This window comes from Pantoea sp. LMR881, from assembly GCF_027157825.1.
GTDB classification, from domain to species: domain Bacteria; phylum Pseudomonadota; class Gammaproteobacteria; order Enterobacterales; family Enterobacteriaceae; genus Pantoea; species Pantoea haifensis.
Genome location: NZ_JAPVOK010000001.1, coordinates 252479 through 273706, shown reverse-complemented (window position 1 = coordinate 273706; position 21228 = coordinate 252479). Strand labels below are relative to the sequence as shown.

Annotated in this window: 34 protein-coding genes and 1 pseudogene; 34 read left to right on the top strand and 1 reads right to left on the bottom strand. The window is 50.7% G+C overall.

The annotated features are described in order from the left end of the window. Positions 1-145: 145 nt before the first annotated feature. From O3W44_RS01585 to O3W44_RS01495, 19 genes are all read left to right on the top strand, one after another. Positions 146-352: a hypothetical protein gene (locus tag O3W44_RS01585; RefSeq protein ID WP_269291481.1), complete on the top strand. Its 207-nt coding sequence runs from the start codon at positions 146-148 to the stop codon at positions 350-352. 183 nt (positions 353-535) lie between these two features. After that, on the top strand, positions 536-748 hold the full coding sequence (locus O3W44_RS01580; RefSeq protein WP_269291479.1) for a hypothetical protein: 213 nt from the start codon (positions 536-538) through the stop codon (positions 746-748). A 1-nt stretch (position 749) separates the two neighbouring features. Beyond that, the gene (locus O3W44_RS01575) at positions 750-947 is read left to right on the top strand and encodes a hypothetical protein (RefSeq protein WP_269291478.1); all 198 of its coding nucleotides are present in this window, start codon (positions 750-752) and stop codon (positions 945-947) included. After that, entirely contained in the window at positions 947-1210 is a 264-nt protein-coding gene (locus tag O3W44_RS01570; RefSeq protein WP_269291477.1) for a hypothetical protein, read from the top strand. Before O3W44_RS01575 ends, O3W44_RS01570 begins: the two co-directional genes overlap by 1 nt. Before the next feature lie 178 nt (positions 1211-1388). Beyond that, positions 1389-1823 carry a recombination protein NinB gene (locus tag O3W44_RS01565; protein ID WP_269291476.1) on the top strand — a complete coding sequence of 145 codons (435 nt, stop codon included), beginning with the start codon at positions 1389-1391 and terminating at the stop codon, positions 1821-1823. Continuing rightward, on the top strand, positions 1820-2035 hold the full coding sequence (locus O3W44_RS01560) for a hypothetical protein (protein WP_269291475.1): 216 nt from the start codon (positions 1820-1822) through the stop codon (positions 2033-2035). The genes O3W44_RS01565 and O3W44_RS01560 overlap by 4 nt, the downstream gene beginning before the upstream one ends. Further along, positions 2019-2207: a NinE family protein gene (locus tag O3W44_RS01555; RefSeq protein WP_269291474.1), complete on the top strand. Its 189-nt coding sequence runs from the start codon at positions 2019-2021 to the stop codon at positions 2205-2207. The genes O3W44_RS01560 and O3W44_RS01555 overlap by 17 nt, the downstream gene beginning before the upstream one ends. Beyond that, entirely contained in the window at positions 2204-2458 is a 255-nt protein-coding gene (locus tag O3W44_RS01550) for a hypothetical protein (RefSeq protein ID WP_269291473.1), read from the top strand. The genes O3W44_RS01555 and O3W44_RS01550 overlap by 4 nt, the downstream gene beginning before the upstream one ends. After that, positions 2451-2729, top strand: coding sequence for a hypothetical protein (locus tag O3W44_RS01545; protein ID WP_269291472.1), 279 nt, complete (start codon positions 2451-2453; stop codon positions 2727-2729). The genes O3W44_RS01550 and O3W44_RS01545 overlap by 8 nt, the downstream gene beginning before the upstream one ends. Positions 2730-2808: 79 nt before the next feature. Then, positions 2809-3417 (top strand): recombination protein NinG, encoded by a 609-nt coding sequence (locus tag O3W44_RS01540; protein ID WP_442954572.1) that lies wholly within the window; start codon positions 2809-2811, stop codon positions 3415-3417. A 276-nt stretch (positions 3418-3693) separates the two neighbouring features. Continuing rightward, positions 3694-4503 carry an antitermination protein Q gene (locus tag O3W44_RS01535; RefSeq protein ID WP_269291718.1) on the top strand — a complete coding sequence of 270 codons (810 nt, stop codon included), beginning with the start codon at positions 3694-3696 and terminating at the stop codon, positions 4501-4503. Positions 4504-4849: 346 nt separating this feature from the next. Next, positions 4850-5026: a type II toxin-antitoxin system HicA family toxin gene (locus tag O3W44_RS01530; RefSeq protein ID WP_269291469.1), complete on the top strand. Its 177-nt coding sequence runs from the start codon at positions 4850-4852 to the stop codon at positions 5024-5026. Between the two features lie 48 nt (positions 5027-5074). Then, positions 5075-5482, top strand: coding sequence for a type II toxin-antitoxin system HicB family antitoxin (locus O3W44_RS01525; RefSeq protein WP_269291714.1), 408 nt, complete (start codon positions 5075-5077; stop codon positions 5480-5482). 155 nt (positions 5483-5637) lie between these two features. Then, a complete protein-coding gene (locus tag O3W44_RS01520; protein ID WP_269291467.1) occupies positions 5638-5880 on the top strand; it encodes a phage holin in 243 nt (80 codons plus the stop codon). Between the two features lie 2 nt (positions 5881-5882). Continuing rightward, on the top strand, positions 5883-6395 hold the full coding sequence (locus tag O3W44_RS01515; protein WP_269291465.1) for a lysozyme: 513 nt from the start codon (positions 5883-5885) through the stop codon (positions 6393-6395). Continuing rightward, a complete protein-coding gene (locus tag O3W44_RS01510) occupies positions 6376-6825 on the top strand; it encodes a lysis protein (RefSeq protein WP_269291464.1) in 450 nt (149 codons plus the stop codon). The genes O3W44_RS01515 and O3W44_RS01510 overlap by 20 nt, the downstream gene beginning before the upstream one ends. A gap of 220 nt (positions 6826-7045) precedes the next feature. After that, the gene (locus tag O3W44_RS01505) at positions 7046-7801 is read left to right on the top strand and encodes a KilA-N domain-containing protein (protein ID WP_331283427.1); all 756 of its coding nucleotides are present in this window, start codon (positions 7046-7048) and stop codon (positions 7799-7801) included. 199 nt (positions 7802-8000) lie between these two features. Further along, the gene (locus O3W44_RS01500; protein ID WP_269291713.1) at positions 8001-8876 is read left to right on the top strand and encodes a cell envelope biogenesis protein OmpA; all 876 of its coding nucleotides are present in this window, start codon (positions 8001-8003) and stop codon (positions 8874-8876) included. Positions 8877-9109: 233 nt separating this feature from the next. Continuing rightward, positions 9110-9382 (top strand): hypothetical protein, encoded by a 273-nt coding sequence (locus O3W44_RS01495; protein ID WP_269291712.1) that lies wholly within the window; start codon positions 9110-9112, stop codon positions 9380-9382. Positions 9383-9459: 77 nt separating this feature from the next. Here the strand turns inward: O3W44_RS01495 and O3W44_RS01490 are convergent, their stop codons facing one another. Beyond that, positions 9460-9798, bottom strand: a complete 339-nt coding sequence (locus O3W44_RS01490; RefSeq protein WP_269291458.1) for a hypothetical protein — start codon at positions 9796-9798, stop codon at positions 9460-9462. 35 nt (positions 9799-9833) lie between these two features. Between O3W44_RS01490 and O3W44_RS01485 the strand changes: the two genes are divergently transcribed. The 15 genes and pseudogenes from O3W44_RS01485 to O3W44_RS01415 all read left to right on the top strand — a co-directional run bounded on the left by O3W44_RS01485 (position 9834) and on the right by O3W44_RS01415 (position 21218). Continuing rightward, positions 9834-10412 carry a terminase small subunit gene (locus tag O3W44_RS01485; RefSeq protein ID WP_269291456.1) on the top strand — a complete coding sequence of 193 codons (579 nt, stop codon included), beginning with the start codon at positions 9834-9836 and terminating at the stop codon, positions 10410-10412. Then, on the top strand, positions 10399-11862 hold the full coding sequence (locus tag O3W44_RS01480; RefSeq protein WP_269291711.1) for a phage terminase large subunit family protein: 1464 nt from the start codon (positions 10399-10401) through the stop codon (positions 11860-11862). Before O3W44_RS01485 ends, O3W44_RS01480 begins: the two co-directional genes overlap by 14 nt. A gap of 11 nt (positions 11863-11873) precedes the next feature. Beyond that, positions 11874-13304, top strand: a complete 1431-nt coding sequence (locus tag O3W44_RS01475; protein ID WP_269291710.1) for a DUF1073 domain-containing protein — start codon at positions 11874-11876, stop codon at positions 13302-13304. A gap of 37 nt (positions 13305-13341) precedes the next feature. Continuing rightward, positions 13342-14238: a phage minor head protein gene (locus O3W44_RS01470; RefSeq protein ID WP_269291736.1), complete on the top strand. Its 897-nt coding sequence runs from the start codon at positions 13342-13344 to the stop codon at positions 14236-14238. A 42-nt stretch (positions 14239-14280) separates the two neighbouring features. Beyond that, entirely contained in the window at positions 14281-15684 is a 1404-nt protein-coding gene (locus O3W44_RS01465) for a DUF2213 domain-containing protein (protein ID WP_269291709.1), read from the top strand. A gap of 3 nt (positions 15685-15687) precedes the next feature. Further along, the gene (locus O3W44_RS01460; protein ID WP_269291707.1) at positions 15688-16122 is read left to right on the top strand and encodes a hypothetical protein; all 435 of its coding nucleotides are present in this window, start codon (positions 15688-15690) and stop codon (positions 16120-16122) included. Positions 16123-16133: 11 nt separating this feature from the next. Further along, positions 16134-17220 (top strand): annotated as a pseudogene (locus tag O3W44_RS01455) (major capsid protein). 9 nt (positions 17221-17229) lie between these two features. After that, positions 17230-17604: a hypothetical protein gene (locus O3W44_RS01450; protein WP_269291706.1), complete on the top strand. Its 375-nt coding sequence runs from the start codon at positions 17230-17232 to the stop codon at positions 17602-17604. Between the two features lie 2 nt (positions 17605-17606). After that, positions 17607-17984: a DUF7370 family protein gene (locus tag O3W44_RS01445; protein ID WP_269291705.1), complete on the top strand. Its 378-nt coding sequence runs from the start codon at positions 17607-17609 to the stop codon at positions 17982-17984. A 171-nt stretch (positions 17985-18155) separates the two neighbouring features. Then, on the top strand, positions 18156-18503 hold the full coding sequence (locus O3W44_RS01440) for a hypothetical protein (protein WP_269291704.1): 348 nt from the start codon (positions 18156-18158) through the stop codon (positions 18501-18503). Position 18504: 1 nt separating this feature from the next. Further along, positions 18505-18873, top strand: coding sequence for an HK97 gp10 family phage protein (locus O3W44_RS01435; protein ID WP_201499355.1), 369 nt, complete (start codon positions 18505-18507; stop codon positions 18871-18873). After that, positions 18870-19262, top strand: coding sequence for a phage tail termination protein (locus tag O3W44_RS01430; protein ID WP_269291703.1), 393 nt, complete (start codon positions 18870-18872; stop codon positions 19260-19262). Before O3W44_RS01435 ends, O3W44_RS01430 begins: the two co-directional genes overlap by 4 nt. Positions 19263-19280: 18 nt before the next feature. Beyond that, a complete protein-coding gene (locus tag O3W44_RS01425) occupies positions 19281-20027 on the top strand; it encodes an Ig-like domain-containing protein (RefSeq protein ID WP_269291702.1) in 747 nt (248 codons plus the stop codon). 54 nt (positions 20028-20081) lie between these two features. Continuing rightward, entirely contained in the window at positions 20082-20756 is a 675-nt protein-coding gene (locus tag O3W44_RS01420) for a DUF6246 family protein (RefSeq protein ID WP_269291701.1), read from the top strand. Between the two features lie 81 nt (positions 20757-20837). Continuing rightward, on the top strand, positions 20838-21218 hold the full coding sequence (locus O3W44_RS01415; protein WP_442954585.1) for a hypothetical protein: 381 nt from the start codon (positions 20838-20840) through the stop codon (positions 21216-21218). Positions 21219-21228 lie beyond the last annotated feature (10 nt).

Genomic DNA, 21228 nt, shown 5'->3' with positions numbered 1-21228 from the left:
AGTGAAAGTATTCGCAGTCGATTCGAGCGTCTTTACCGCAGTATTCATGGCAATAAATTCAGCCTGGTTCGCACACACCTAGGCTATCAGGATGCCGTTGTAGACCGGGCATTCTTCTTCTGGCTTGAGGGCAGGAGAGCGCAGCATGACTCAGGTAACACAGCTAATCATCAAGCCATCAGGAAGCCAGCAAACGCGAAATCTTGTGCTGGCAATCATCGACATCGCCAAGAAGCGAGAAGCGTCAGCGGAAACAATGCGCCACATTCAGGCGCTTGCAGCCGAGGCTATTGCCATGATGGACGACTCACGCCAGCAGTCGGGCAAAGGAACTAAGCGGAGGGGGTTTTGAGATGCCAGTTGTCAAATGGATTCTTTGGCGTCGATGGCAGTTCAGGCGCTGGGTGGCAGGAAGTAAGCCAGAACTCCTAATAATTAACCTTTTGAAAACAAACTTCGGTAGCTGCAAAACCTATCCATTTATCTATCGCGATATGCTTCGCCTCATAGCAAAAGCGCAAACAAGGAGTCGTCAATGAACAAGCTAACCGCTGATAAGTGTCATGAGCTTTTCGTCGAATTTGCTACTCACCGATATGGTGAAGAGTGGATGAAAAAAGATGAAGAAATCGAAGGTAATTATGCTGTTGAGTGTGTGAATGATGAATGGGATGCGTGGCAAGAAGCGTGGCGTCTTCGTGGGCTGCTGGAGCAGGAGCAGCCCACCAATCAGAACGGAGAGCAGTGATATGGATTGGCATACTGCATTAAAAGGCTCAATAGCCTTTGTTTTGGGCGTCCCGGCAATGTTCGCCATTATGTCATTTGTAGTCTGGCAGAACGGATTCAAGATGCTGGGCTGGAAATACATAGCCAGGTTAACGCTGGTTATGGCTACCTTCCCGTGGATATTCGAAGCAATCGACGCATATAAGGCGACCAACTGATGACAAACAACGATGAGCTGGAAAGGCGAAAGTTTGAAGCGTGGCTTAACGAAAATATTCGCGAACATTTAGAAATCCTTCATCTGCCAGCACTTGAACGCAGAAGGATTGAACAAGTTGGTTGGCGAGCATGGAAAGCATCACGCGAGTCCATCGAAATCGAACTTCCTGAATATGCAGATGCTGAAGATAAAGCAGAAATGCTTGAGATGTGTCGGCAGTCTGTGCATTACGCAGGCTTAAAAGTTAAAGGTGAATCATGAGCAACGTCGTTCAGTTCAAGCCTAAGCATCAGCCCCTCAAAGACTCACACTCAGCAATACTGACAGCCCTCAAGATGCTACGTGAAGGCGGACACAGTACGCAGAGCATTGACCTGTTATTGAGTGCTGCCGCTGACAACATTCATGACTATGTGGAGACGAAAGAAGGGAGGTAACAGTGGAGACGAAACGTTATCTACTGAGAAGCAGCGACATCCGACGAAACTGCATTGAAGCCATCCAGAAACTACCCGCCAATCCAGAAAAGCCTCTACAAGTAACCATCCAGGAAGACACCCGCAGCCTTGCGCAGAACCGCATGCTTTGGGCTTGCCTGCATGACGTATCAAGTCAGGTGGTCTGGTACGGGAAGAAACTCGACTCCGAGAGCTGGAAACACATCTTCAGCGCCAGCCTCAAAGGGCAAGAGACGGTGCCGGGAATCGACGGTGGCTTTGTGGTGCTGGGGCAGTCAACCAGCAAAATGCGCGTCAGTGAGATGAGAGATTTAATCACATTAATCCATGCCTTCGGTGCAGAGCATAACGTCAGATTCAGCGATGAATCGGCACTGGCTGCTGAGTGGGCAGGAAGATTTGGGAGAGCAGCATGAGAAATACATGGAGCCGCGAGCATCTCGACATTCTGGCTCGCGATTACGCAAACGCATCAACAGAGCTGCTGGCAATCATGTTCGACAAGCCACGGCAACAGGTAACGAACAAGGCCCGCGAGATGGGACTGAAGAAATCACCTGAGTTTTTGGAAGTAGTCCGGGCAGCAACCGGCGCGATGAGGTGGAGAAATCATGCGAGAGTCCACTAATTACGCCAGGCGAAAATCACTCTGGCAGGCATACGAGAATCACGCCATCTACAACGTCAAATCACCCCGCAAGAAACGCAAGCCAATCCCCGCAGCAAGTCAGGTGTCTACATTCGATTATGTAGGCAGCTTATTGCAGGCTAAATGGAATCGACTGAGGACGGCCCGATGAAAATAATCTGGAATGCGTTGTTGCACCTGTCTGCCTACGCTGCGCAAAAGCTTTACGGAGAGCGGGTAGCACAAGTGGATGTCTGGCTTGAAAGTGGCAAGCAACTAATGCTGATGGACCGTGATGAATCAGAGAAGTTAGTTCGCGTTTCTCGGCAGTTGCGGGATGAGTGGACAGAGCAGGAAAAGGAAGATTTACGCCTGGCTATTCATAGGATTCGCGAGCACGAAAAGGAGCAACCCAATGCGTGAACGCTGCTGCCGCTGCCACACTATCCTGACAAGCGAAGACAAGTATCACTACGGCGCTAACTGCGAATCCTGCGAGGTTGATTACCGCTATGAAGAAGCCGAAAGAAACCAGCTCATTAAATCAGCCCACTGGCGCTGGCGTGCATTCTGCTTTGCCGTGCGCTACCTGTGGTGTGGTGCTGGAGCGACAAGAGAATTGCTCATGCGATCTTTGCGACGAGTGCGCGGCGTATTACGAAATGACAGACCCGCACGCAAACATGTGGAGTGATGACGATGAATGACGCCGACTGGATAGCAGTCTTTGTAATCAGCATTGTCATTGCAGGAATTATGCGAAGGAGGAAGTGATGCGCAAGGTAAGGCGACGGTGCAAAAACCCGGACTGCCGCGAATGGTTCAATCCAGCCTTTCAGAATCAAACGTGGTGCTCACCAGAATGCGGAAATGTAATTGCACTAGCCAAAAGAGAGAAAGACCGACAGAAAGCGATACAGGAAGCAGAGCGACGAAGAAAGAACGAAGCACAGCAGGAAAGACGAAGCACCAAAATCCGCAAGTTAGCAGTACAACCTCTCAGTTACTTCCATAAACAAGCCCAGTCAGCCTTCAATGAGTTCATCCGCACCCGTGATATGGGTAACAGCTGCATCAGCTGTGGACGCAATACTGGCGCCAAGATGAATGCGGGGCACTACCGGACGGTTGGAGCAAGCAAAGAAACCCGTTACGACGAATCCAACTGCCACCTCCAGTGTGAGCATTGCAATTCGTATCTCTCGGGAAACATCGGCGAATACAAACCCCGACTCATCGAGAAGATTGGTCAGGAAGCTTTCGATCGCCTGATGGGTCCACATGAGCTGAAAAAGTGGACGCGGGAAGAGTTGCAGGAGCTGGCAGCACATTACCGGCAGAAAACCAGAGAGCTAAACAAACAACGTCAGGAGGCTGCATGACAGTAGATTTCACTATTCATTTGCTAGCGGCGATAGGCCTTTTTGCCTCGGTTCTGTTCGGTTTCGTATGGATGTGCATGGCAACGAGGGTTTTCTGGATTTATTCCAACTGGTGCCTTCGAAAAGCATTAAAGGCGAGAAGGCTTGCTAGAAAAATTAGCAGAGAAATTAAATGACCTGGCTAACCAAATTAATCGATCGCTTCAAACCATTCCACCTTGTTATCCAGCCCACGCACGTTCAGTCATGGGATGCAAATCCGAAGCGGAGGAAGAAATGAGTTTAGAAGCAACAGCAAAATATCATTACGCGAAGACACAGAATTTTAGCGGCATGGCCCCGCAGACTTCTCCAGATGCACTTACAGGCACTGACTATATCGCAGCAATGGGAATGACCATGTCTCGCGCCGTCATGGGCTATTGCGCTTTCATGGGAAAGATTGGGATAAGTGAGAACGACGCCGCCCGCGCCGTCTCGCTCTTAACTGAATATGCATTACAAACCTGCGATAAGGTTGCAGCCTTACGCAAACTCGATACAGATATTAAGCCAGCGGTTATGCAAACGCTCGCAACTTATGCCTACATGGATTACTGCCGGAGTGCTGCCAGCAAGAAGCCATGTGATTGCTGCCATGCCACTGGGTTTATTGACGCTGACGTATTCACCACTAAGTCAACAATGGTTCGCCTTCCAGAATGGGCGCGAGATGCAACGCCAACGAAAACTATGGAGAGGCAGCGGGAGGTGAAGGAGGTTGTCAGAGTCCTGTGCCCGGAATGCAAAGGAAAATGCGTTGTCTCGACGGCCTGTCGTGACTGTAACGGCCGAGGCAGGGCTGTCTTGCGCAAAGAAACGCAGAATCAGGGAGTGCCTGTCATGGGTGATTGCAAGCAGTGTGGAGGTAGAGGATTTGAGCGCATCCCATCCACCGAAGCCTACCGTGCCATTACCAGCATGACAGACGTGATTAGCCTGGCTACATGGGAAAAGAGCGGAAAGGCATTCTACGAACAACTGATCGGCAAGCTGGAGATTGAGGAGTCGTGGGCAAACGCCGCCCTAAATAAAGTCACTGCATAGCACAATAGGAAATAGCTCATTAATTTATCGTGGGCTATTTACTTTTCCGGAAGTCAGGGATATGATTCCCAACAGTTGAAGTTGCGCGCTGTTGTTTAACGCGCTAAAAACTCAGTTGCATAAATGTGGATGCCAAATGGCCTCGTAGCCTTACCAGCTGGCGAGGCTTTTTTAATGGCTTCACCTCAAGAATTCTCAAATTAAGGCAATTTTGCGATTGCCAGCGATAACAAATTCAAAGGTCAGCTACAGAACTGGATTGTATAAACAAAAATGTTCATCTTCCTGTTGACGATATAAACAAAAATGTTTATATTTATTTCAACTTAAACAGACAGGAGGAGAAGTGAAGCAAAGCGAGTTCAGACGTTGGCTTGCTGGTCAGGGAGCGGAGTTTAAAGATGGAACAAACCATCTGAAAATCTTCCTCAACGGCAGGCAAACAATAATGCCGAGGCATCCGGGGAAAGAAATACCGGAGCCGCTGAGAAAAGCGATTCTCAAGCAACTCGGATTGAAATGAAAACCAGCCCTTCGGGGCTGTTACTCGCAGAGGTTCACTTAATCATTTATGCGATATCCAGTAACGTTCGACTGTGATGAAACGGGGTGTGCAGTATTTTTTCCTGACATCCCTGAAGCGATGACCGGTGGCGATACCAGAGAGGAAGCGTTAGCACTGGCGCAGGATGCTCTGGTAACGGCGTTTGATTTCTACTTTGAAGATCGCCGGGAAGTGCCGCCGCCATCATCGGAGGGTGAGGCATTTATTGAAGTGCCTGCCAGTGTGGCCGCTAAGTTACTTTTGCTTAATGCTGTAGTTCAGGCAGGAGTTACTAACGCCGAACTGGCGCGAATGATTGAAACGCGACCACAGGAAGTAACACGCATTCTCGATCTGCACCACTCAACTAAAATCGACACGATTCAAAAGGCGCTTTCTGCGCTGGGTAAGCGGCTTGAAATAGTCGCCGCCTGATAAAATTCAGCACTCAATTTCAAAGGCTCACTTCGGTGGGCCTTTTCTGTTTAGCGACCTCCCGAATCCAAATCGTTTATCCCCTGGCTGTGTAGGGGAGGATCGCTCTTTTCTTCTGGCTACAGACAGCACCGACCGTAATCACGGAGGTGTGTATGAGTATCGATATGAGCAAACTGGCATCAGGCGCGGCATACGGCGCATCTGCCGGGACAATTGCTAATGGTCTGTTGACCAGGCTAAGTCCCGATGAATGGAGTGCTGTAGGCGTGCTGGCCGGTATTCTGGTCGCGCTATTCACGCTCGGCATCAACTGGTATTACAAACGAAAAGCTACTCTGGCACAGATTAAGGCTCTACAACGCTGGCCTACCACGCCCGACCTCACCGAGGAATAACCATGGCAATGTCAAACTCACTGCGCAACAAACTGATTGCTGCGGCAGGCGGCGGAGCCATGCTTATCGCTACGATATTCCTTGGTGGAAAGGATGGGGTAGAGGGAAGGATATACGAGCCTTACAAAGATGTGGCAGGAGTCTGGACTGTCTGTGATGGGCATACTGGCACCGATATTGTGAAGGGCAAGACATATACCGACCGCGAATGTGATCGCCTGATGTGGAACGACCTGCAGCCCGTGAAAAAAGCGGTAGATGGAATGGTAAAAGTTCCTCTGGGCGAATATCAGCGGGCGGCACTCTACAGCTTCACATATAACGTTGGCACGTCTGCGTTCTCAAAATCAACGCTCCTGAAAAAGCTTAACGCTGGTGATGTGGATGGTGCCTGTGAAGAGTTGCGTCGCTGGATTTACGCAGGCGGCCAGAAATGGCGCGGACTGATGAACCGTCGAGATATGGAACGCACCATGTGCCTGGCGGAGAGTGTTGATGATCTGGCTGGCAAATAACTGGCGTGTTCTGCTGTGGTTCCTGCTTTGCCTCGGCATTGCGGCGTTTGCTTCGGTAGCTAACTACTACCACAGCAAATACGAATCAGCATCCAGCCTGGCGGAAACGCGACAGGAAACAATCAATGATATGCAGCGCCGCCAGCAAAGCGTTGCCGCGCTCGATGCCAAATATACACAGGAGCTAGCTGATGCTAAAGCCACTATCGACCAGCTGCATGATGATGTTGCTACTGGCAAGCGTCGGTTGCAGCTCAACGCAACCTGCACGAAGCAACCCACCGGCCCCTCCGGCATGGATGATGCAGCCAGCGCCCGACTTACTGACGCCGCTCAACGGGATTATTTCACCCTCTCAGAGCGAATCGAAACAGCCGGAAAGCAAATAGCCGGTTTGCAGCAGTACATCATTGAGCAATGCCTGAAATAAAAATATTACTTGACGGCACTTTGCAAATTACAAAGTCCGTTTAATACGCCTCGCATTCGCGGGGCTTTTTATGTCCGCAGTAAAGCGCGCCATGCCCGGCGCATTCAAATAACACAGAGCCTTCTGGAAACAAGCCTCGGAGAAACGCCGTTATAGGTGGTGACCTTCTCTGTGGGCGTCGTTTCTGGGCAACGAGGCTTGCTTCCAAAAGGAATACATGATGAGCAATATCATTCCGATGAGTTTTGACGATCACCAGTTCCCGTTTACAGCTAATGGCTGGCTTAATGCTACCGATGCAGCAAAACATCATAATAAGCGTGCCCTGGACTGGCTCAGGCTGGATTCAACGAAAGATTACGCAAGAGAAATTGGCGAAGAGCTTGAGATATCAGCGACTAATGATAAAGGTGAGATTTCTCACCTTTTAGTAGATGTCCGTTCTGGTCGAAAAGGTGGTACCTGGATTCATCCTGAGCTGATCATTGAATTTGCCCGCTGGCTTTCCCCGAAATTTGCGCGTGCATGTGATCGTCACATCAAGAATTTACTTCTGAGCAAAAACTTCCAGCTTACAGAAGAACAGATTGTTGGCCTGATGGTTTATCAGCAGCCCACGTCATGGGAGAAACGATTCAAAGAGCCTTTCTATCAGTCACTGGCGAAGATGTCCGGTCTCCCATACTTCGGTCACGTTGGTGGATGTCCTGCGCTGTTCGGGCAAATAACCGCCCGGTGGGTATATGGAGTGGCATTGCCGGACTTTGTTTATCAGTCAGCAAAAGAGGCTGCAGGCGAAAGCGGTGAGAAAATTCACCAGCACCTTAAACCTGATGCGATGACTAAGGTTGAGCTGCAGTTGATAGCAGTAACGAATATCGCTAACTGCAGCATCGACACGAAGGATTTCGAGGCCTGTTGCATGTCCGCATTTCCGGTTAAAGGGCAGATGAAGCTGCTTTATGCTGCGGCGTAACCAACTTCACTCACATCTGAGTGATGTAACCGAGAGCCTCTTTCACAACGGCTCTCTCTTCACTCTGAACTCAATTACCTTCAGCCTTGCATATTGCGAGGCTATTTAGGCCCTCAGCGGGCTTTTAAATCACAACGGCCACACGGATTGCTTCTCATAAGGAAGCGATGTTTACCCTCCATACTCTTAAGGATGATAAATGAAAAAGTTAATCTTAATGTTGGCCTGTGCGTTTTCTGTTTCTGCCATGGCGGAGACTTATACGACCTATAAACCCATTCCGGAAATTACCACCGGATACGCTAACAGTGTTGTGCAATACAACCCTGGTGAAGGCGCATCTGGTATCGGTGTTGTGACTGAGAACATTCTGGGCGCGCCAGATGATCCCAACACAGGCTCTAATGCTCCCTTCAAGTTCCTGTCTTTAGGTAAGGGCGGGAATGTGATTGTTGAAATGGGCGTTGCCCTTCAGGCTGACGGCACTTCAGCCAAAGAGCTTTATGTGTTTGAGTCCCGCACATATGAGACCTTCGACGTCTATATTTCAAATGACCAGACTTCCTGGACGAAACTGGCAGTTTCCGGTTCGGCTATTCAGGATGGAGCAGGTTCATGGGTTGGCTTCAATCTGGATGGGCAGGTTCCGGTAGGTCAGTCTTACCGCTATGTACGCATTGTCGATACTGGAAATCAAGGCAGTGCCTTAGCAGGAACCTATGGTTCTGACATTGATGCGGTCATTTCTACTGCGGCTTTGCCTTCCCAGGCCAGCTATAAATACATCGATACCGATTCCCGCAATGGGAAGGTCTATGACCTTTATCAAAATGTAGGAACGGGCGCTATCGGCGTGAAAATCATCGATAAGGACAACAAGGTTACCTACATCCCGTTCTCCACGGACGGTAGCCTTGATGCTGTAGCATTATCCCTGCAGGGCGATTTCAATTGTGACGACGAGAAGGACATCAACGTGCTTGCCACACGTAAAGCTGACAGCGTCCAACTGAACATCATCAAGCAGCAAGATGGCACAGCTATCAAAACTATCGACAACAGCGTGACCAAATAATCATCACAAGGCGCATTTACGAGTGCGCCTGATGATGAAATCAAAAAACACCCTCTGAAGATGGAAATCCGGAATCTTCAGAGGGGATGCAAGGCATCATTCGGTACCTATTGAAAGTTACCAGAATGCACAGCTTAGTATTTTGATTGAGAGCAAGGGATAACGGTTAGCCACGCTGTGAAGCGTTGCGAAGCTAAAGGGGAAATTCTGAAAAGACCCCGGCGCTTTTATAAGTGACCTTTTATGCGGCAGTGGTTAATCTGAAAATTCCAAAAGAGGAGAAAAAAATGTTTGACTATACAGGTTTCAAAAAAGATCCGAGTAATAATGGCTGGGTGAAGGGTTGGATCGTTTTTGATAATGACAGAACTGCTTTTGAGACAATTTTCAAAACAGAAGAAGAAGCTAGAAAAAAAACTGAAGAACTTGGCAAGCCTTACGCCTATTCTTATGGTTCGCATAGAGCCAATTCTGATGATTACATTCTTGACGACTACCAAGCGTAAAAAGCCCAAAATGCAACATGCCGCCTCCGGGCGGTTTTTTATTGCCATTACAAAGCTCATCAATCGGTGGGCAACGATTAGGAGCGGTAAAAACACTGCAAGGCCCATTCATGGATCGTTATGTGCAATGGCTCATGAAATACCGCGTCAGTACTTTTAATGAAATGAATCATAGATTCAATGCTGCTATCCGTTTCAATGAAAGCAACAGATACAGGGTCGTCATCATCTGCCAAAATGTGTTCAAGCATGACCATTTGTTTGCCTTGGTAAATGACGTCTGAAATTGTCAGTTCATATGATCCGCTTAAGTCGCACCTAATTTTAAAGTTACCTTTAACCTCAATTGTCAAAGGGTAAAAATAAAGCGAATCATCTTTATCCAGACGCCGTTCCCAGTCGTAGCTATTACTCATAACCAATATGACTTCTTTTTCTGAAGAGAATTTAAATGGCACTCACCGACAAACAAGAAATGTTCTGTCGCGAGTACCTCATCGATTTGAACGCCACGCAAGCGGCTATTCGGGCGGGGTACAGCGAAAAGACAGCTAATCGCACCGCATCCGAAAACCTGTCAAAACCTGACATTCAAAACAGAATTGCCGATTTAAAATCACAACGCAATGAGCAAGTTAACATTGATGCGAGCTACGTACTGCGCCGATTGGTTGAGATAGACCAAATGGATGTGCTTGATATCGTTCGAGACGACTTATCACTTAAGCCTGTTACTGATTGGCCTGCATCGTGGCGGCGATACATTTCCGGGTTCGATCTAGCAGAGATGTTCGAATACACCGGCGAAGATGGCGGAAAAGAACTGGCTGGCATACTCAAGAAGATTAAGTGGCCGGATAAGGTAAAAAACCTTGAGCTGCTTGGTAAGCACATCAGCGTCATGGCGTTCAAAGAGCAGGCTGCACACGAGCACACTGGCAAGAACGGCGGCCCAATTGAAGTGGCAACGCTGACCAAAGACGAATACAAAGCTGCGCGACGGGAGATGCTGGAGGATGACGACTGCTGAGCAGAAGAACTATGCGCGTCGATTAGAGTGTGAAGAGGATGGGCTGTATTACGCTCGTTACTTCTTCAAGCAGCGCACCGGCGGCAAGATGATTGTCGCGCCACACCACAAAGTTATTCAGCAAACGCTTGATCGCGTAATCGACGGCGAAATAAACCGTCTGATAATCAACGTTCCGCCTGGCTACACCAAAACCGAGCTGGCTACCATCAACATGATGGGCAGGGGGCTGGCACTAAATAACCGCTCCCGCTTCATGCATCTGTCGTACTCGCACAACCTGGCGCTGCTCAACTCATCTACCGCACGCGGCATGATTAAGTCGAAGGCTTACCAAAGCATGTGGCCGATGGAGCTACGCGATGATGCTGATAGCAAGGCTATGTGGTGGAATGAGTTTGGCGGCGGTGTGTACGCATCATCCGCTGCTGGTCAGGTTACGGGATTTCGTGCCGGGCATATGGAGTCAGGCTGGCAGGGCGCGCTGATTATTGATGATCCGGTCAAGCCGGACGACGCCTACAGCGAAACCGTTCGTGACGGTGTGAACAACCGCTTTAACGAAACTATCAAATCACGACTGGCGATTGAAACAACGCCGATGATAGTGATTATGCAGCGTATCCACTACCACGACCTGAGCGGCTATTTGCTGCGGGGTGGCAGTGGTGAGAAGTGGCACCATCTGAATCTTCCTGTCCTGATTGATAACAGCCAAGGTTACTCTGAGCAGTACCCGGACAACACCCACGCTATGCCGATTGATCACGGCCTGCCTGATGGCTGGTTGTGGCCTTTCAAGCACAACGAATCGCACCGGGTATCACTGTTCTCTCATCGCCGCACTGCTGAAGCGCAGTACATGCAAAACCCTCGCAGGTTTAACGCTGAGGGTGCGCTTTGGACTGAGGATATGATTGCCGCTGCACGATCACTCAATATCAGCGAGACGCTTTCGAGAACGGTTATCGCAATCGACCCGCAGGCAACTAACAGTGCAGAAAGCGATGAAACAGGCATTGTGGCCGCAAGTGCGTATGGTATGGGTGAACGCAAGCAATACTCAGCTGATGGTGATTACAGTGGAAAATACTCTCCCAATGGCTGGGCAACACGCGCCATGGACGCTTACCAGCAGCATGATGCCGATGCCATAGTGATTGAAACCAACCAGGGCGGCGACATGGCCGAAGAAACGCTGCGCAATGCAGGCTTCCGTGACCGCATCATTCGCGTACATGCCAGCAAGGGTAAGTTTGCCCGCGCCGAACCAATATCGGCCCTCTACGCTCAGGGCCGTGTCGCGCATCGCGGCAATCTCTATCAACTGGAAAATCAGCAGATGGAATACGTTCCAACCACTGCAAAGAAATCGCCTGACCGTCTTGATGCGCTTGTCTGGGCGATGACCGAATTAAGCGGTCAGACACCTGGCGCAATCTTCTTCTAAGGAGCTCATCAGTGAGTGAACAAAGCAACGAGGTATCATTCCTCGTTAATGCCCTTGCTGATGCAATAGGGCGGCAGCGCATGCTGTACGCTGGTCAGCCGGGCAATACCAAGCGAACGAAGCTTTGGGATGAGTTTGGTTATCCAAACGACCTTGAGTTTGATCGCTATTACCGTGCCTATGAGCGCAACGCAGTTGGCTATGCCGCCGTGCATAAGCTGCTTGATTCCTGCTGGGTTGATAATCCCGTCATCATTGATGGTGATGAAGACAGGGAGGCAACCGAAACAACCGAATGGGAAAAACGCGTCACCAAATTGCTGAAGCGTCACTGGCCCAAAATCAAAGACGCCGACCGCCGCAACCTGATTGGGCGCTATTCCGCAATCCTGATTCAGTTCAGGGATAGCAGAGACTGGAGCCAGCCGGTTGATCGCACAGTAGTAAGCGGTCTCGCGGATAAGGCAATCGTGAAGCTTATCCCCGCATGGGAATCCCAGGTTAAGCCTGGCAACTTTGATACCGACACACTATCCGAAACCTACGGACAGCCAGTGTCCTACAACTTCAACGAGCAGCCTGTTGGGGATGATGGCACATACGGGCCGGTTCGTGGTGTTACGGTGCATCCTGATCGCGTAATCATCCTGTGTGAAGGCTCGGAAGACGAAAACATGCTGGCTGGCGTGCCTTATCTGCGCGCCGGTTACAATAAGCTTCTCGACCTTGAGAAAGTGTCAGGTGGTAGCGCAGAGGGCTTCCTGAAGAATGCGAGCCGCCAGTTAGGCATTGCCTTCGACAAAGATACCGATATGGCAACACTTAAGGCACAGGCCGTCGCAGCCGGATTTAAAGACCTCGGTGACGCGCTGAACGATAAGATTGCCCGAATGAACCGTGGAACGGATGCAGCACTGGTTATGCAGGCTGGTTCGCCGTCAGTGCTTTCAGTTGCCGCTGCCGACCCGCAGCCAACGTGGGAAGTGACTGCTAATGAGTTCGCAGCCTCGATTCAGTGTCCGTTCACCATTCTGTTCGGCCAGCAAACCGGTCGCCTCGCTTCTGATGAGGACAAAACAGACTGGGCGAAGCGTTGTAACGGGCGTCGCTGGGGATTCATGACTTCGGTGATTAAATCGCTTCTGGAACGATTCTGGACGCTTGGCGTTATTGACGAGCCAGCATCTGGCGAGGTGTCTCTCGCTTGGGCCGATTTACTCGCACCAAGCGAGAAAGAGAAGATCGCTAACATGCAGGCACTGGCAACTGTTGCGAAGGACACGCAGTCAGCCTTTGGCACCCCGGCGGTTACAGAAAATGAAATCCGTGCAGCAGGTGAGCTGGAGCCAATTCCAGAAGCTGAGCCGCCAGAAGTGCCACCCGGAGACCCATTAAGTGACGACCCAGAAGCTAATCCGGACTCCGGTAATACCGCGCAATAAAGCTGACCCAACGCAATCATCCCGACCTGTTAACCGGATGTTCCGCGACATAGAAAACCGCTACTACCAGATTAAGGTGGCTTTAAAGCAGCTATTCGATGCGCGCCTAACCGGGCAGGAAAAGGTTAGTAACCAGAAAACGCATGCCGTCCACGGCAATGTGATTTATCAGGTGAATGCCGGAACTTATATCTATGACATGACGGCATCACAGCTTGCTGACCTGCTACAGCGCGTACAAATCATCCTTGATGATTACCTGCTGGAAGGTGGAAGCAATAACCTGTGGGCGCTGAGCTATGTTTCTGATGAGTATGAGCGAGGCACACAGCAGGCATTCACAAACCTGTCGGTGCAGTCGCCCATCTATGAGCAGCAGACCACGCTGGCGCAGTTGCTTGGCAGTCCGGCGTACCAGAATCAAATCGCAGCAGCTTACGTTTCTACCTACAGCGACTGGCTTCTGGAGTCCGACCGGGCACGTGGTGACCTGGCTAATGTGATTTCCGATGCGATAGGCCGGGGAATTAATCCGCGAGAAACCGCGCGTATCGTCAGTCAGCGCCTTGATGTTTCGATGGCGCGGGCCAAGAACATGGCGCAGACCGAGCAGGTTGGCGCACTGCGAAAGGCCCAATTGCAGGAAGTGGACTGGTCAAGAGAAAGGCTGGGGCTTAACACTGCCGTTCTGTGGCTGTCTGCTCTCAAGCCAACGACGAGATCGTGGCATGCAGCGAGGCATGGAAAGACTTACACCACAGAAGAGGTGGAGGCGTTCTATGCAGTCAACGGTAACCGCTATCACTGCTATTGCGCAAACATCCCAGTGATTCTGGATGAGGATGGAAAGGTAATTAATCCGGGGTTGGTAGATAAGCTAACCAAAGAGCGCCAGCAATGGTCAGGCATCGAACAGAAGAGAGGTCGCACATAGCGGCCTTTTTTATTGCACGAAACTAAGCAATGAGGAACAGCCGTGAAACTTTCGAGTATTCATGTAAAAAGCCTCGCCATCAACGCTGCCAACATCTCAACCGAAACCATTGACGGTGACGAGCATATCGTTATCCGCGGCGTCGTGCCGGTCGTGGATGACGTTGTTATGAATGGCGGCCTGTATCCGGCGGCAGAAATTAACAAAGCATTTCAGACGCTCGAAGGCAATCAAATGCCGTTCGGTCATCCGAAAATCGGCGGCGAGTTCGTCAGCGCCAACAACCCTCGCGCGGTAAATAAGTTTCACATCGGCGCATGGGCGGAAAATGTCCGCAAAGACGGCGATCGCGTCGTCATGGACATGAAGATCAACAAGCGTTACGCATCGGCCACCGATAACGGCAAGCGTGTTCTTGAGCGCATCGAAGAAATGCAGGGCAACGCCGAAACCGATCCAATCCACGTTTCTACCGGGCTGTTGTTAAGCCGCGAGCAGAACAAGGGTAAGTCAAAAGGGAAGAACTATTCATGGGTGGCGCGCAACATGCGCTTTGACCATGTGGCGATTCTGCTTGATGAGCCTGGCGCGGCCACTCCTGACGATGGCGTCGGCATCTTCGTGAACGCAGATAACTCCACTGAAGAAGTCGAAACCGAAACAGTAGACCTGACCTCAGCATCCAACTGCACGCAGGAAGGTCTGATCAACAAAACGAAGTTCTTCTTCACCAACGCCTCCAATTTCTCCTTTGACGACATTCAGCGAGCCATTTGCACAAAGCTGCGCGACGGCAAGGGAAGCGATTACTACGCCTGGCCGGAAACGGTATGGCCGGAAAAGTTCATCTATCGCGAAGGCGAAAAGATGTTCCAGCAGAAGTACCTGATCGGCGATGACGGCACCGCTGAATTCGTCGGCGAACCACAAGAAGTCGTGCGCAAACCTACTGAGTACGAAATTAAAACCAACGGAGAAAGTAATCCGATGAAAGAAATGATTATCAATGCGCTGCAAGCCGCTGGTAAGCCGACCGAAGGCAAAACCGAAGCAGAATTGCTCGATGCGTATAACCAGATGACTGCCGAGAAGGCGGGAACCAAAAACGAAACGCCTGAAGAGAAGGCCGCTCGCGAGAAGAAAGAGGCTGACGACAAGAAAGCCAAAGAAACCGCCACCAACTCTGAAGAAATGCCAGCCTGGGCAAAACTGCTCACCGATCAGGTTTCTGCGCTGAACACTCAGTTCAATGCCAATTCTGACAAAGAAAAGGGCGAGAAGCGCGCTGCTGTAAAAGCGAAATTCGGTCTTGAAGAAGCAGCCGTTAACGCACTGGAAGGTGCAGCACTGGATGGCCTTTACGCGCAGTGCCAGACCTCTACCGGCCTGAATGGTTCTTTCCGCCAGGCTAACTCAAACCAATCTTTCAGCGAAATGCCGGAGTAAGAAATGGCTAAAGACGGAAAACACGTAATTCACGCCGGTGGTGTGTATCCCAATCCACTACTCAACCGTGAAGGCGGCGCTGCAGCCGTGACTGCACCCGGCACAATCGGCTTTTTCAGCGCAACTGACAAATTCACCGCATCGGTTGATGGTGCTGAATCATCAATCCTGTATGTAGCGAACAAAGACTACCTGCGATGCCTGAGCGTGGATGACAACATTGCCGCTAACGAGTTGGTGGTTGGCATTCATCCTTTGTCTGGCATGTTCCTGAACGTGCGCGCCGCTGCTGGTACTTACACCAAAGGGCAGCCCGTTACCGTGGCTGACGGACAAATCACGGCAGTAGCAGATGGCGCTGCTGTTTTTGCTTATGTCGAAGAAGATGTTGCTGTCACTGCGGTGGCGGGTGATCTGATTCGCGTTGTGTTCAAGTAAGGAGCACCTGAATGTTTGTATTTTCCCGTTCTATTGGCGAGCGAACCGGCAACCTAGAAGTCAACCAGTGGCAGTTCAATAACCTGCAGCGTGAGCGTGATGCTTCCGCGCAATCAATGGCTGACTTCCTTGCCCGCACACGCTTTGGTGAGCATGGCTCACTGGATGCAGTTAATGCTGTGGATGATATCCGCCGCCTTTACCGCGCATACGACACCACTGTTACGCAGCAGTTTGAGCCGAACACCGAGTTCACCCTGCTGAATGACCTGATGCCATTGTCCCGCTCAGTGCGCCTGGAGCAGTCTCGTTATGACTATGCGCGTACCGGTGGTCGTGGCTGGGCGCATACTTCAATGTCCGGCCAGATTGGCGCGGCACTGGATGCCAAGTCCTACACCTTCGACGGCACGATGGTTCCGATCCATGATTCGGGCTTCAAGTTCGAATGGCGTGATCCGATTTTCAACAGCCCTTCAGCATTGGCAGTCTCAGGCTGATGCGCAGCGCGGATCTGTTGATGATGTGCGACGTCAGTATGTGAACTACATCTTCAACGGCTTCAAAGACAAAGCCGGTAACTGGGCTGTGTTCGACGGCCTGACCTGGAAAGGCCTGCGTGATGATGAGCGCGTGATGCAGATCGATTTGGGCTCAACCGGCCTGAATATTGATTTCAGTTCTGCCTCTGTTTCATCTGCTGACATCCGCAACGGCGCTATCGCGCTGCGTGACCAGATGCGCCGCATTAACAACCAGTATGCAGATCAGACCTGGTACGTATCAGGGGACATCATCTCTAACCTTGAACGCTTCTTCTCTGATAACTACCAGAGCGGCACCATCCTGGCTGAATTGCTGAAACTCACCGGCATCTCCGCAATTAAAGAAGACAGCCAGCTAACCGGTAACGAAATTGTCATCGTTCCGCTGACCGCGCAGGTTATCGCACCAATCGTTGGTCAGGCTGTTGGCACCGTTGCAGAGCCGCGTCCGCACTACAACAGCGATTACATCTGGCGCACATGGGGTGCAATGGGCCTGATGGTCAAGCAGGACATCAACAGCAAATACTCTGTTATCCACGCCTCAAGCTAAGGAGCAATTATGGCACTGGTAGAAATCACGTCAGGTAGTCTGCATGCCGGTGCCAACCTCCGTAAGCTGGAGGTTGGTGAGATTGTTGAAATTGACGATGCGACCGCAAAACGATGGGTCGATACCGGCAAGGCGAAAGAAACCGACAAGAAGAAGGGCACCAAGCTGACCTCCTTTGAGGTGGCAACGCCGTCATCAGGTGACACGTCGGCACTGCAGGAAAAACTCGATGATGCGAACGCGCAGATTAAGACACTGAAAGATGCCGCTGAAACGAAAGAAAAAGAGCACGCAACTGCTCTGGAATCTGAAACCAAGCGTGCTGATGCTGCCGAAGCGAAGGTTGCTGAGTTAACAAAGGCCGAAACAGCTAAGGATAAGTAACTATGGCAGCCCAAATCACGCTGGATGACGTTAAGCCCCTGATGGCTGAATTGGGCTTCACGGTTCCTGATGCTGTCCTTCAGTTGCTCATCGAACAGGTTAACCTCGCGTCTGCCTGCATGGACGGGGTGGGCTACTCCGAAAGCCTGCAAAAGCTGATGCTCATCTATGCAGCTGCGCGACTGGCCGCCCTGTCCGGTGCCCGCAAAATCTCCTCTCAGTCTGCTCCGTCTGGCGCGTCACGGTCATTCACCTACGACAGTGCCGGTACCGACTATCTGTACAAGCAGTTGCTGGCGTGGGACCCGAATGGTTGCCTGAGTGGATTACCTTTGTCAGGTGTTTCGGTCGGATTCTTTGATGTGGTCGGAGGGTGTTGATGGAATGGGTTAGTTCATCTCATCAGCTGCCCAGGCCATTCGAGCGTGTATGGGTGAAGACTTCAAACGGGCGGCAGACAACCGGCTATGTGAACAGCAGCGGTGAGTGGGTGATTAACTGCCCGCGCATTGCTGCTGAGAAGCCCACTGTAATCAGCTGGAGGAAATGACATGTCATCTTTAGCCAGTTGGTCATACACGGCTCAGGCGACCATCTGGAAGCCTTTGGGGCTGGATGAGTACGGCGACTCTCTTGGCTGGTCTGAACCACTGGTGATTTCCTGCGACTATCAGGGTGGGCTGAGCAAGCGGTTAGGGGCGATAGGCGGCGAGAAGGTGGTAAAGAACACCATATGGACGGAGTACGCACTGGCAGATACTGGTGATTACATCTTGATTGGTGCTTCGAGCAATCCTGACCCGATAGCAGCGGGCGCTGATGAGGTGATGCAGGCAATTCGCTATGCAGACACCTTTGAGCGTTTGACTGATGATTATGCAATTCTGACCGGGAGCTAATATGGGAGTAAAAGTCCGCGGCATCCGTCAGGCTCAGCAGAACCTCAATGCACTGATTGGCGACATTCAGGGCAGGAAGGCTGTCAGGGCTATTCAGAGCGCATTAATCATTGGCTCATCACAGGCTGCGCTGTACACACCTATCGATACATCCACGCTCATCAACAGCCAGTATCGAGAGCTCGACATCAAAGGTGCGAGGTTAACCGGACGGGTTGGCTACTCGGCTAATTATGCGGTTTATGTTCACGATCCGAATGTGCCGCAGACATTCCGCCGGGCGACAGCCCAGAAGGAGTTTTTGACCAAAGGTTTCGAGGATACTCGCGACCTCATCGACCGAACCATTAAAAAGGAGATGAGCTTGTGAATCCTCCGATGCATCAGCGCGTTAAAAATCTTCTTATCGGTGCCGGGCTGACTTCCGGATACACGGTTCAGTCCCTAATTTGGACTGATACAGGTGACCTGAAGCAGCGGTTCATCGTGTTCAGGCCTAACGGCGGCTCTCCGGTCGACAGAGATATCGGCTCTGACCATTACGTGCTTGTTGACCTGATCACCGGCAAGTCCGCAGGCGACTACGCAAAGTCAGAGTCTGACGTGCAGACCATCATCGACTACGTGCAGCAAAACCCTATCAGCGACCCCTGCGTCGGCCAAATCACCAATATGGGTGGCATACCATCACCAATCCCCACGGCAGAGGGGCGTATGGTCTGGCGCCTGCAATTTGCCTGTTCTTACGGCGAAAGTTAATCAAAAGAGGAATTACCCATGGCAGCAAATTGCCCAACGGACAACACAAAGTTGTTTGGCCGCGCCATTGTGCTCGAAGTAGCTAATGGTTGCGCCGATGCAGTACCGCAGGAGTCAGAGTGGAAGGCTCTGGCTGCAGGCACCAGTAAAGGCTTCGACTTCTCGCCCAATAGCGTGACGTCAGATGCCGATGACACAAAAGGCTACGTAGAGAACATCGTTACCAATGCTGACTTCACTATCTCATTTGAAGGTGAGGTGCGCCGTAACGATAAGCTCGACCAATATGGTGTTGGTCGCCTGATTAAGTATTTCAACACTGAGATTCAGGCAGCACGCCAGCCTACTCTCTGGGTTCGCATGGAGTTCGGCCCGGTCACTTTCATCGGCTACATGCTGATCAACGCATTGAGCTCTGATGGCGGCACTAACGACATCATCACTTTCTCCACCGAGTTTAAGGTGGCGGCAGCCGATACCATCCAGGTGGTCGATACAGATGACAGCGTTCCTGCCACAGGCGTTACCGTGACTCCAGCGACTACCTCGGTCGTAGTTGGTGCAACTCGCCAGCTCACCGGCACAGTGTTGCCAGCTGATGCAACTGACGGGTCCGGCACATGGACAACCTCAGATGCAACGAAAGCAACCGTCAGCAGCACCGGCCTGGTTACTGGTGTGGGCGCCGGCACAGCGACGATCACCTTCAAGTCGAACGACGGCAATTTCACAGGTACCACAACTGTAACGGTTACTGCTTCGTAACCATTCCAAATGGGCTGAAGAAGTCAGCCCATTGATAATGTTTATGGAGATCATATGACGCCGTATAAAGAGATTGGTGAGTGCCTTATCACGGCTGGTGAAGATGAATACTTCTTCCGCCCGTCCTTTTCAGCAATGAGCCGAATCGGGGAGCCGCAGGAGATTGTTCAGACCTTTGCCGATCTGCACCACGATGAGCTTACACCACTAATAGAGCGAGCCAATGGCGCATATGGACACGTTCCAGCCTGGTTAATCGAGCACATTCGCAACTGCAATTACGGCAAGAGGGCGGTTATGGCTGCCATGACTGTGATGCAGGCATGCTGTGAAGATGATTTGTCCAATCTTATCGGTGATTTCCGTCCGGCCAGAACCAAAGGCAGGCCATTTAAGCGACGCATGGGCCTGATGGGTGACTTTGAGCTGCTGTTAATCGCTCGGTCACTCATAACACATGGCATCATCGGTAAAGCAAAGGTTCGCCAGTTACAGCGCCATGAAAGCGGCAAGGTGACGACAGAGTTTAATGCCTTCGATTACATTAACGCCGCCAGAAACCACTTTGGCGTCAGTCGTGATGAGGCAGCACAGTTAAGTATGACTGAATTTCAAATGCTGCTTGCGGCGAAATATCCTGACCAGAAAGGCTTCACGAAAGAAGAGTATGACGCGGTGGCTGATGACTACCTGGCTAAAAAGGCGAAGAGGCTGGCAAAGGCTAGCTAGCTTGGCCTGGTCTTAACTTGCTTCCCTTTGCATAAGATTGCCTTTAGGATAATTCCTACTTTTACTTGTGGGGATATGGATGTGAAGAAAATTATTACTGCTTCGATTGTGGCTGTTTTATTGACTGGCTGCGCTTCTTCAGGAAACAGAACACTTGAAAATGAAAACCAAATAACTATTCAATCAAAAATACAGAAAGGCGTGACCAATAAATCTCAGGTTCAATCTAACTTTGGTGATCCGATGGGTGTTACGTTTACTGATGGTGGCAATGAAGTTTGGACATACTCTCTCGCTAACGTAAAACTCAATGGAACAACATTTATTCCATTCTATGGATTGTTCCATAACGGTTCAAAAGCCCACGTTAAGCAGTTGGTTATACTTTTCAAAAATGACATTGTAGAAAAATACACATTGTCAGAGTCCAACACTGAAACAAAATCAGGATGGGCAGACTAAAACCCTAAAA

Excerpts from the sequence above, each read along its gene's own strand:
- O3W44_RS01450 (WP_269291706.1), top strand. The coding sequence starts at position 17,230 with ATGGCACTGGTAGAAATCACGTCAGGTAGTCTGCATGCCGGTGCCAAC.
- O3W44_RS01560 (WP_269291475.1), top strand. The coding sequence starts at position 1,820 with ATGAGAAATACATGGAGCCGCGAGCATCTCGACATTCTGGCTCGCGAT.
- O3W44_RS01555 (WP_269291474.1), top strand. The coding sequence starts at position 2,019 with ATGCGAGAGTCCACTAATTACGCCAGGCGAAAATCACTCTGGCAGGCA.
- O3W44_RS01540 (WP_442954572.1), top strand. The coding sequence starts at position 2,809 with ATGCGCAAGGTAAGGCGACGGTGCAAAAACCCGGACTGCCGCGAATGG.
- O3W44_RS01520 (WP_269291467.1), top strand. The coding sequence starts at position 5,638 with ATGAGTATCGATATGAGCAAACTGGCATCAGGCGCGGCATACGGCGCA.
- O3W44_RS01510 (WP_269291464.1), top strand. The coding sequence starts at position 6,376 with ATGATCTGGCTGGCAAATAACTGGCGTGTTCTGCTGTGGTTCCTGCTT.
- O3W44_RS01575 (WP_269291478.1), top strand. The coding sequence starts at position 750 with ATGGATTGGCATACTGCATTAAAAGGCTCAATAGCCTTTGTTTTGGGC.
- O3W44_RS01585 (WP_269291481.1), top strand. The coding sequence starts at position 146 with ATGACTCAGGTAACACAGCTAATCATCAAGCCATCAGGAAGCCAGCAA.
- O3W44_RS01460 (WP_269291707.1), top strand. The coding sequence starts at position 15,688 with ATGGCTAAAGACGGAAAACACGTAATTCACGCCGGTGGTGTGTATCCC.
- O3W44_RS01550 (WP_269291473.1), top strand. The coding sequence starts at position 2,204 with ATGAAAATAATCTGGAATGCGTTGTTGCACCTGTCTGCCTACGCTGCG.
- O3W44_RS01490 (WP_269291458.1), bottom strand. The coding sequence starts at position 9,798 with ATGAGTAATAGCTACGACTGGGAACGGCGTCTGGATAAAGATGATTCG.
- O3W44_RS01515 (WP_269291465.1), top strand. The coding sequence starts at position 5,883 with ATGGCAATGTCAAACTCACTGCGCAACAAACTGATTGCTGCGGCAGGC.
- O3W44_RS01535 (WP_269291718.1), top strand. The coding sequence starts at position 3,694 with ATGAGTTTAGAAGCAACAGCAAAATATCATTACGCGAAGACACAGAAT.
- O3W44_RS01580 (WP_269291479.1), top strand. The coding sequence starts at position 536 with ATGAACAAGCTAACCGCTGATAAGTGTCATGAGCTTTTCGTCGAATTT.
- O3W44_RS01500 (WP_269291713.1), top strand. The coding sequence starts at position 8,001 with ATGAAAAAGTTAATCTTAATGTTGGCCTGTGCGTTTTCTGTTTCTGCC.
- O3W44_RS01470 (WP_269291736.1), top strand. The coding sequence starts at position 13,342 with ATGTTCCGCGACATAGAAAACCGCTACTACCAGATTAAGGTGGCTTTA.
- O3W44_RS01440 (WP_269291704.1), top strand. The coding sequence starts at position 18,156 with ATGTCATCTTTAGCCAGTTGGTCATACACGGCTCAGGCGACCATCTGG.
- O3W44_RS01425 (WP_269291702.1), top strand. The coding sequence starts at position 19,281 with ATGGCAGCAAATTGCCCAACGGACAACACAAAGTTGTTTGGCCGCGCC.
- O3W44_RS01480 (WP_269291711.1), top strand. The coding sequence starts at position 10,399 with ATGACGACTGCTGAGCAGAAGAACTATGCGCGTCGATTAGAGTGTGAA.
- O3W44_RS01445 (WP_269291705.1), top strand. The coding sequence starts at position 17,607 with ATGGCAGCCCAAATCACGCTGGATGACGTTAAGCCCCTGATGGCTGAA.
- O3W44_RS01525 (WP_269291714.1), top strand. The coding sequence starts at position 5,075 with ATGCGATATCCAGTAACGTTCGACTGTGATGAAACGGGGTGTGCAGTA.
- O3W44_RS01570 (WP_269291477.1), top strand. The coding sequence starts at position 947 with ATGACAAACAACGATGAGCTGGAAAGGCGAAAGTTTGAAGCGTGGCTT.
- O3W44_RS01505 (WP_331283427.1), top strand. The coding sequence starts at position 7,046 with ATGAGCAATATCATTCCGATGAGTTTTGACGATCACCAGTTCCCGTTT.
- O3W44_RS01545 (WP_269291472.1), top strand. The coding sequence starts at position 2,451 with ATGCGTGAACGCTGCTGCCGCTGCCACACTATCCTGACAAGCGAAGAC.
- O3W44_RS01420 (WP_269291701.1), top strand. The coding sequence starts at position 20,082 with ATGACGCCGTATAAAGAGATTGGTGAGTGCCTTATCACGGCTGGTGAA.
- O3W44_RS01485 (WP_269291456.1), top strand. The coding sequence starts at position 9,834 with ATGGCACTCACCGACAAACAAGAAATGTTCTGTCGCGAGTACCTCATC.
- O3W44_RS01435 (WP_201499355.1), top strand. The coding sequence starts at position 18,505 with ATGGGAGTAAAAGTCCGCGGCATCCGTCAGGCTCAGCAGAACCTCAAT.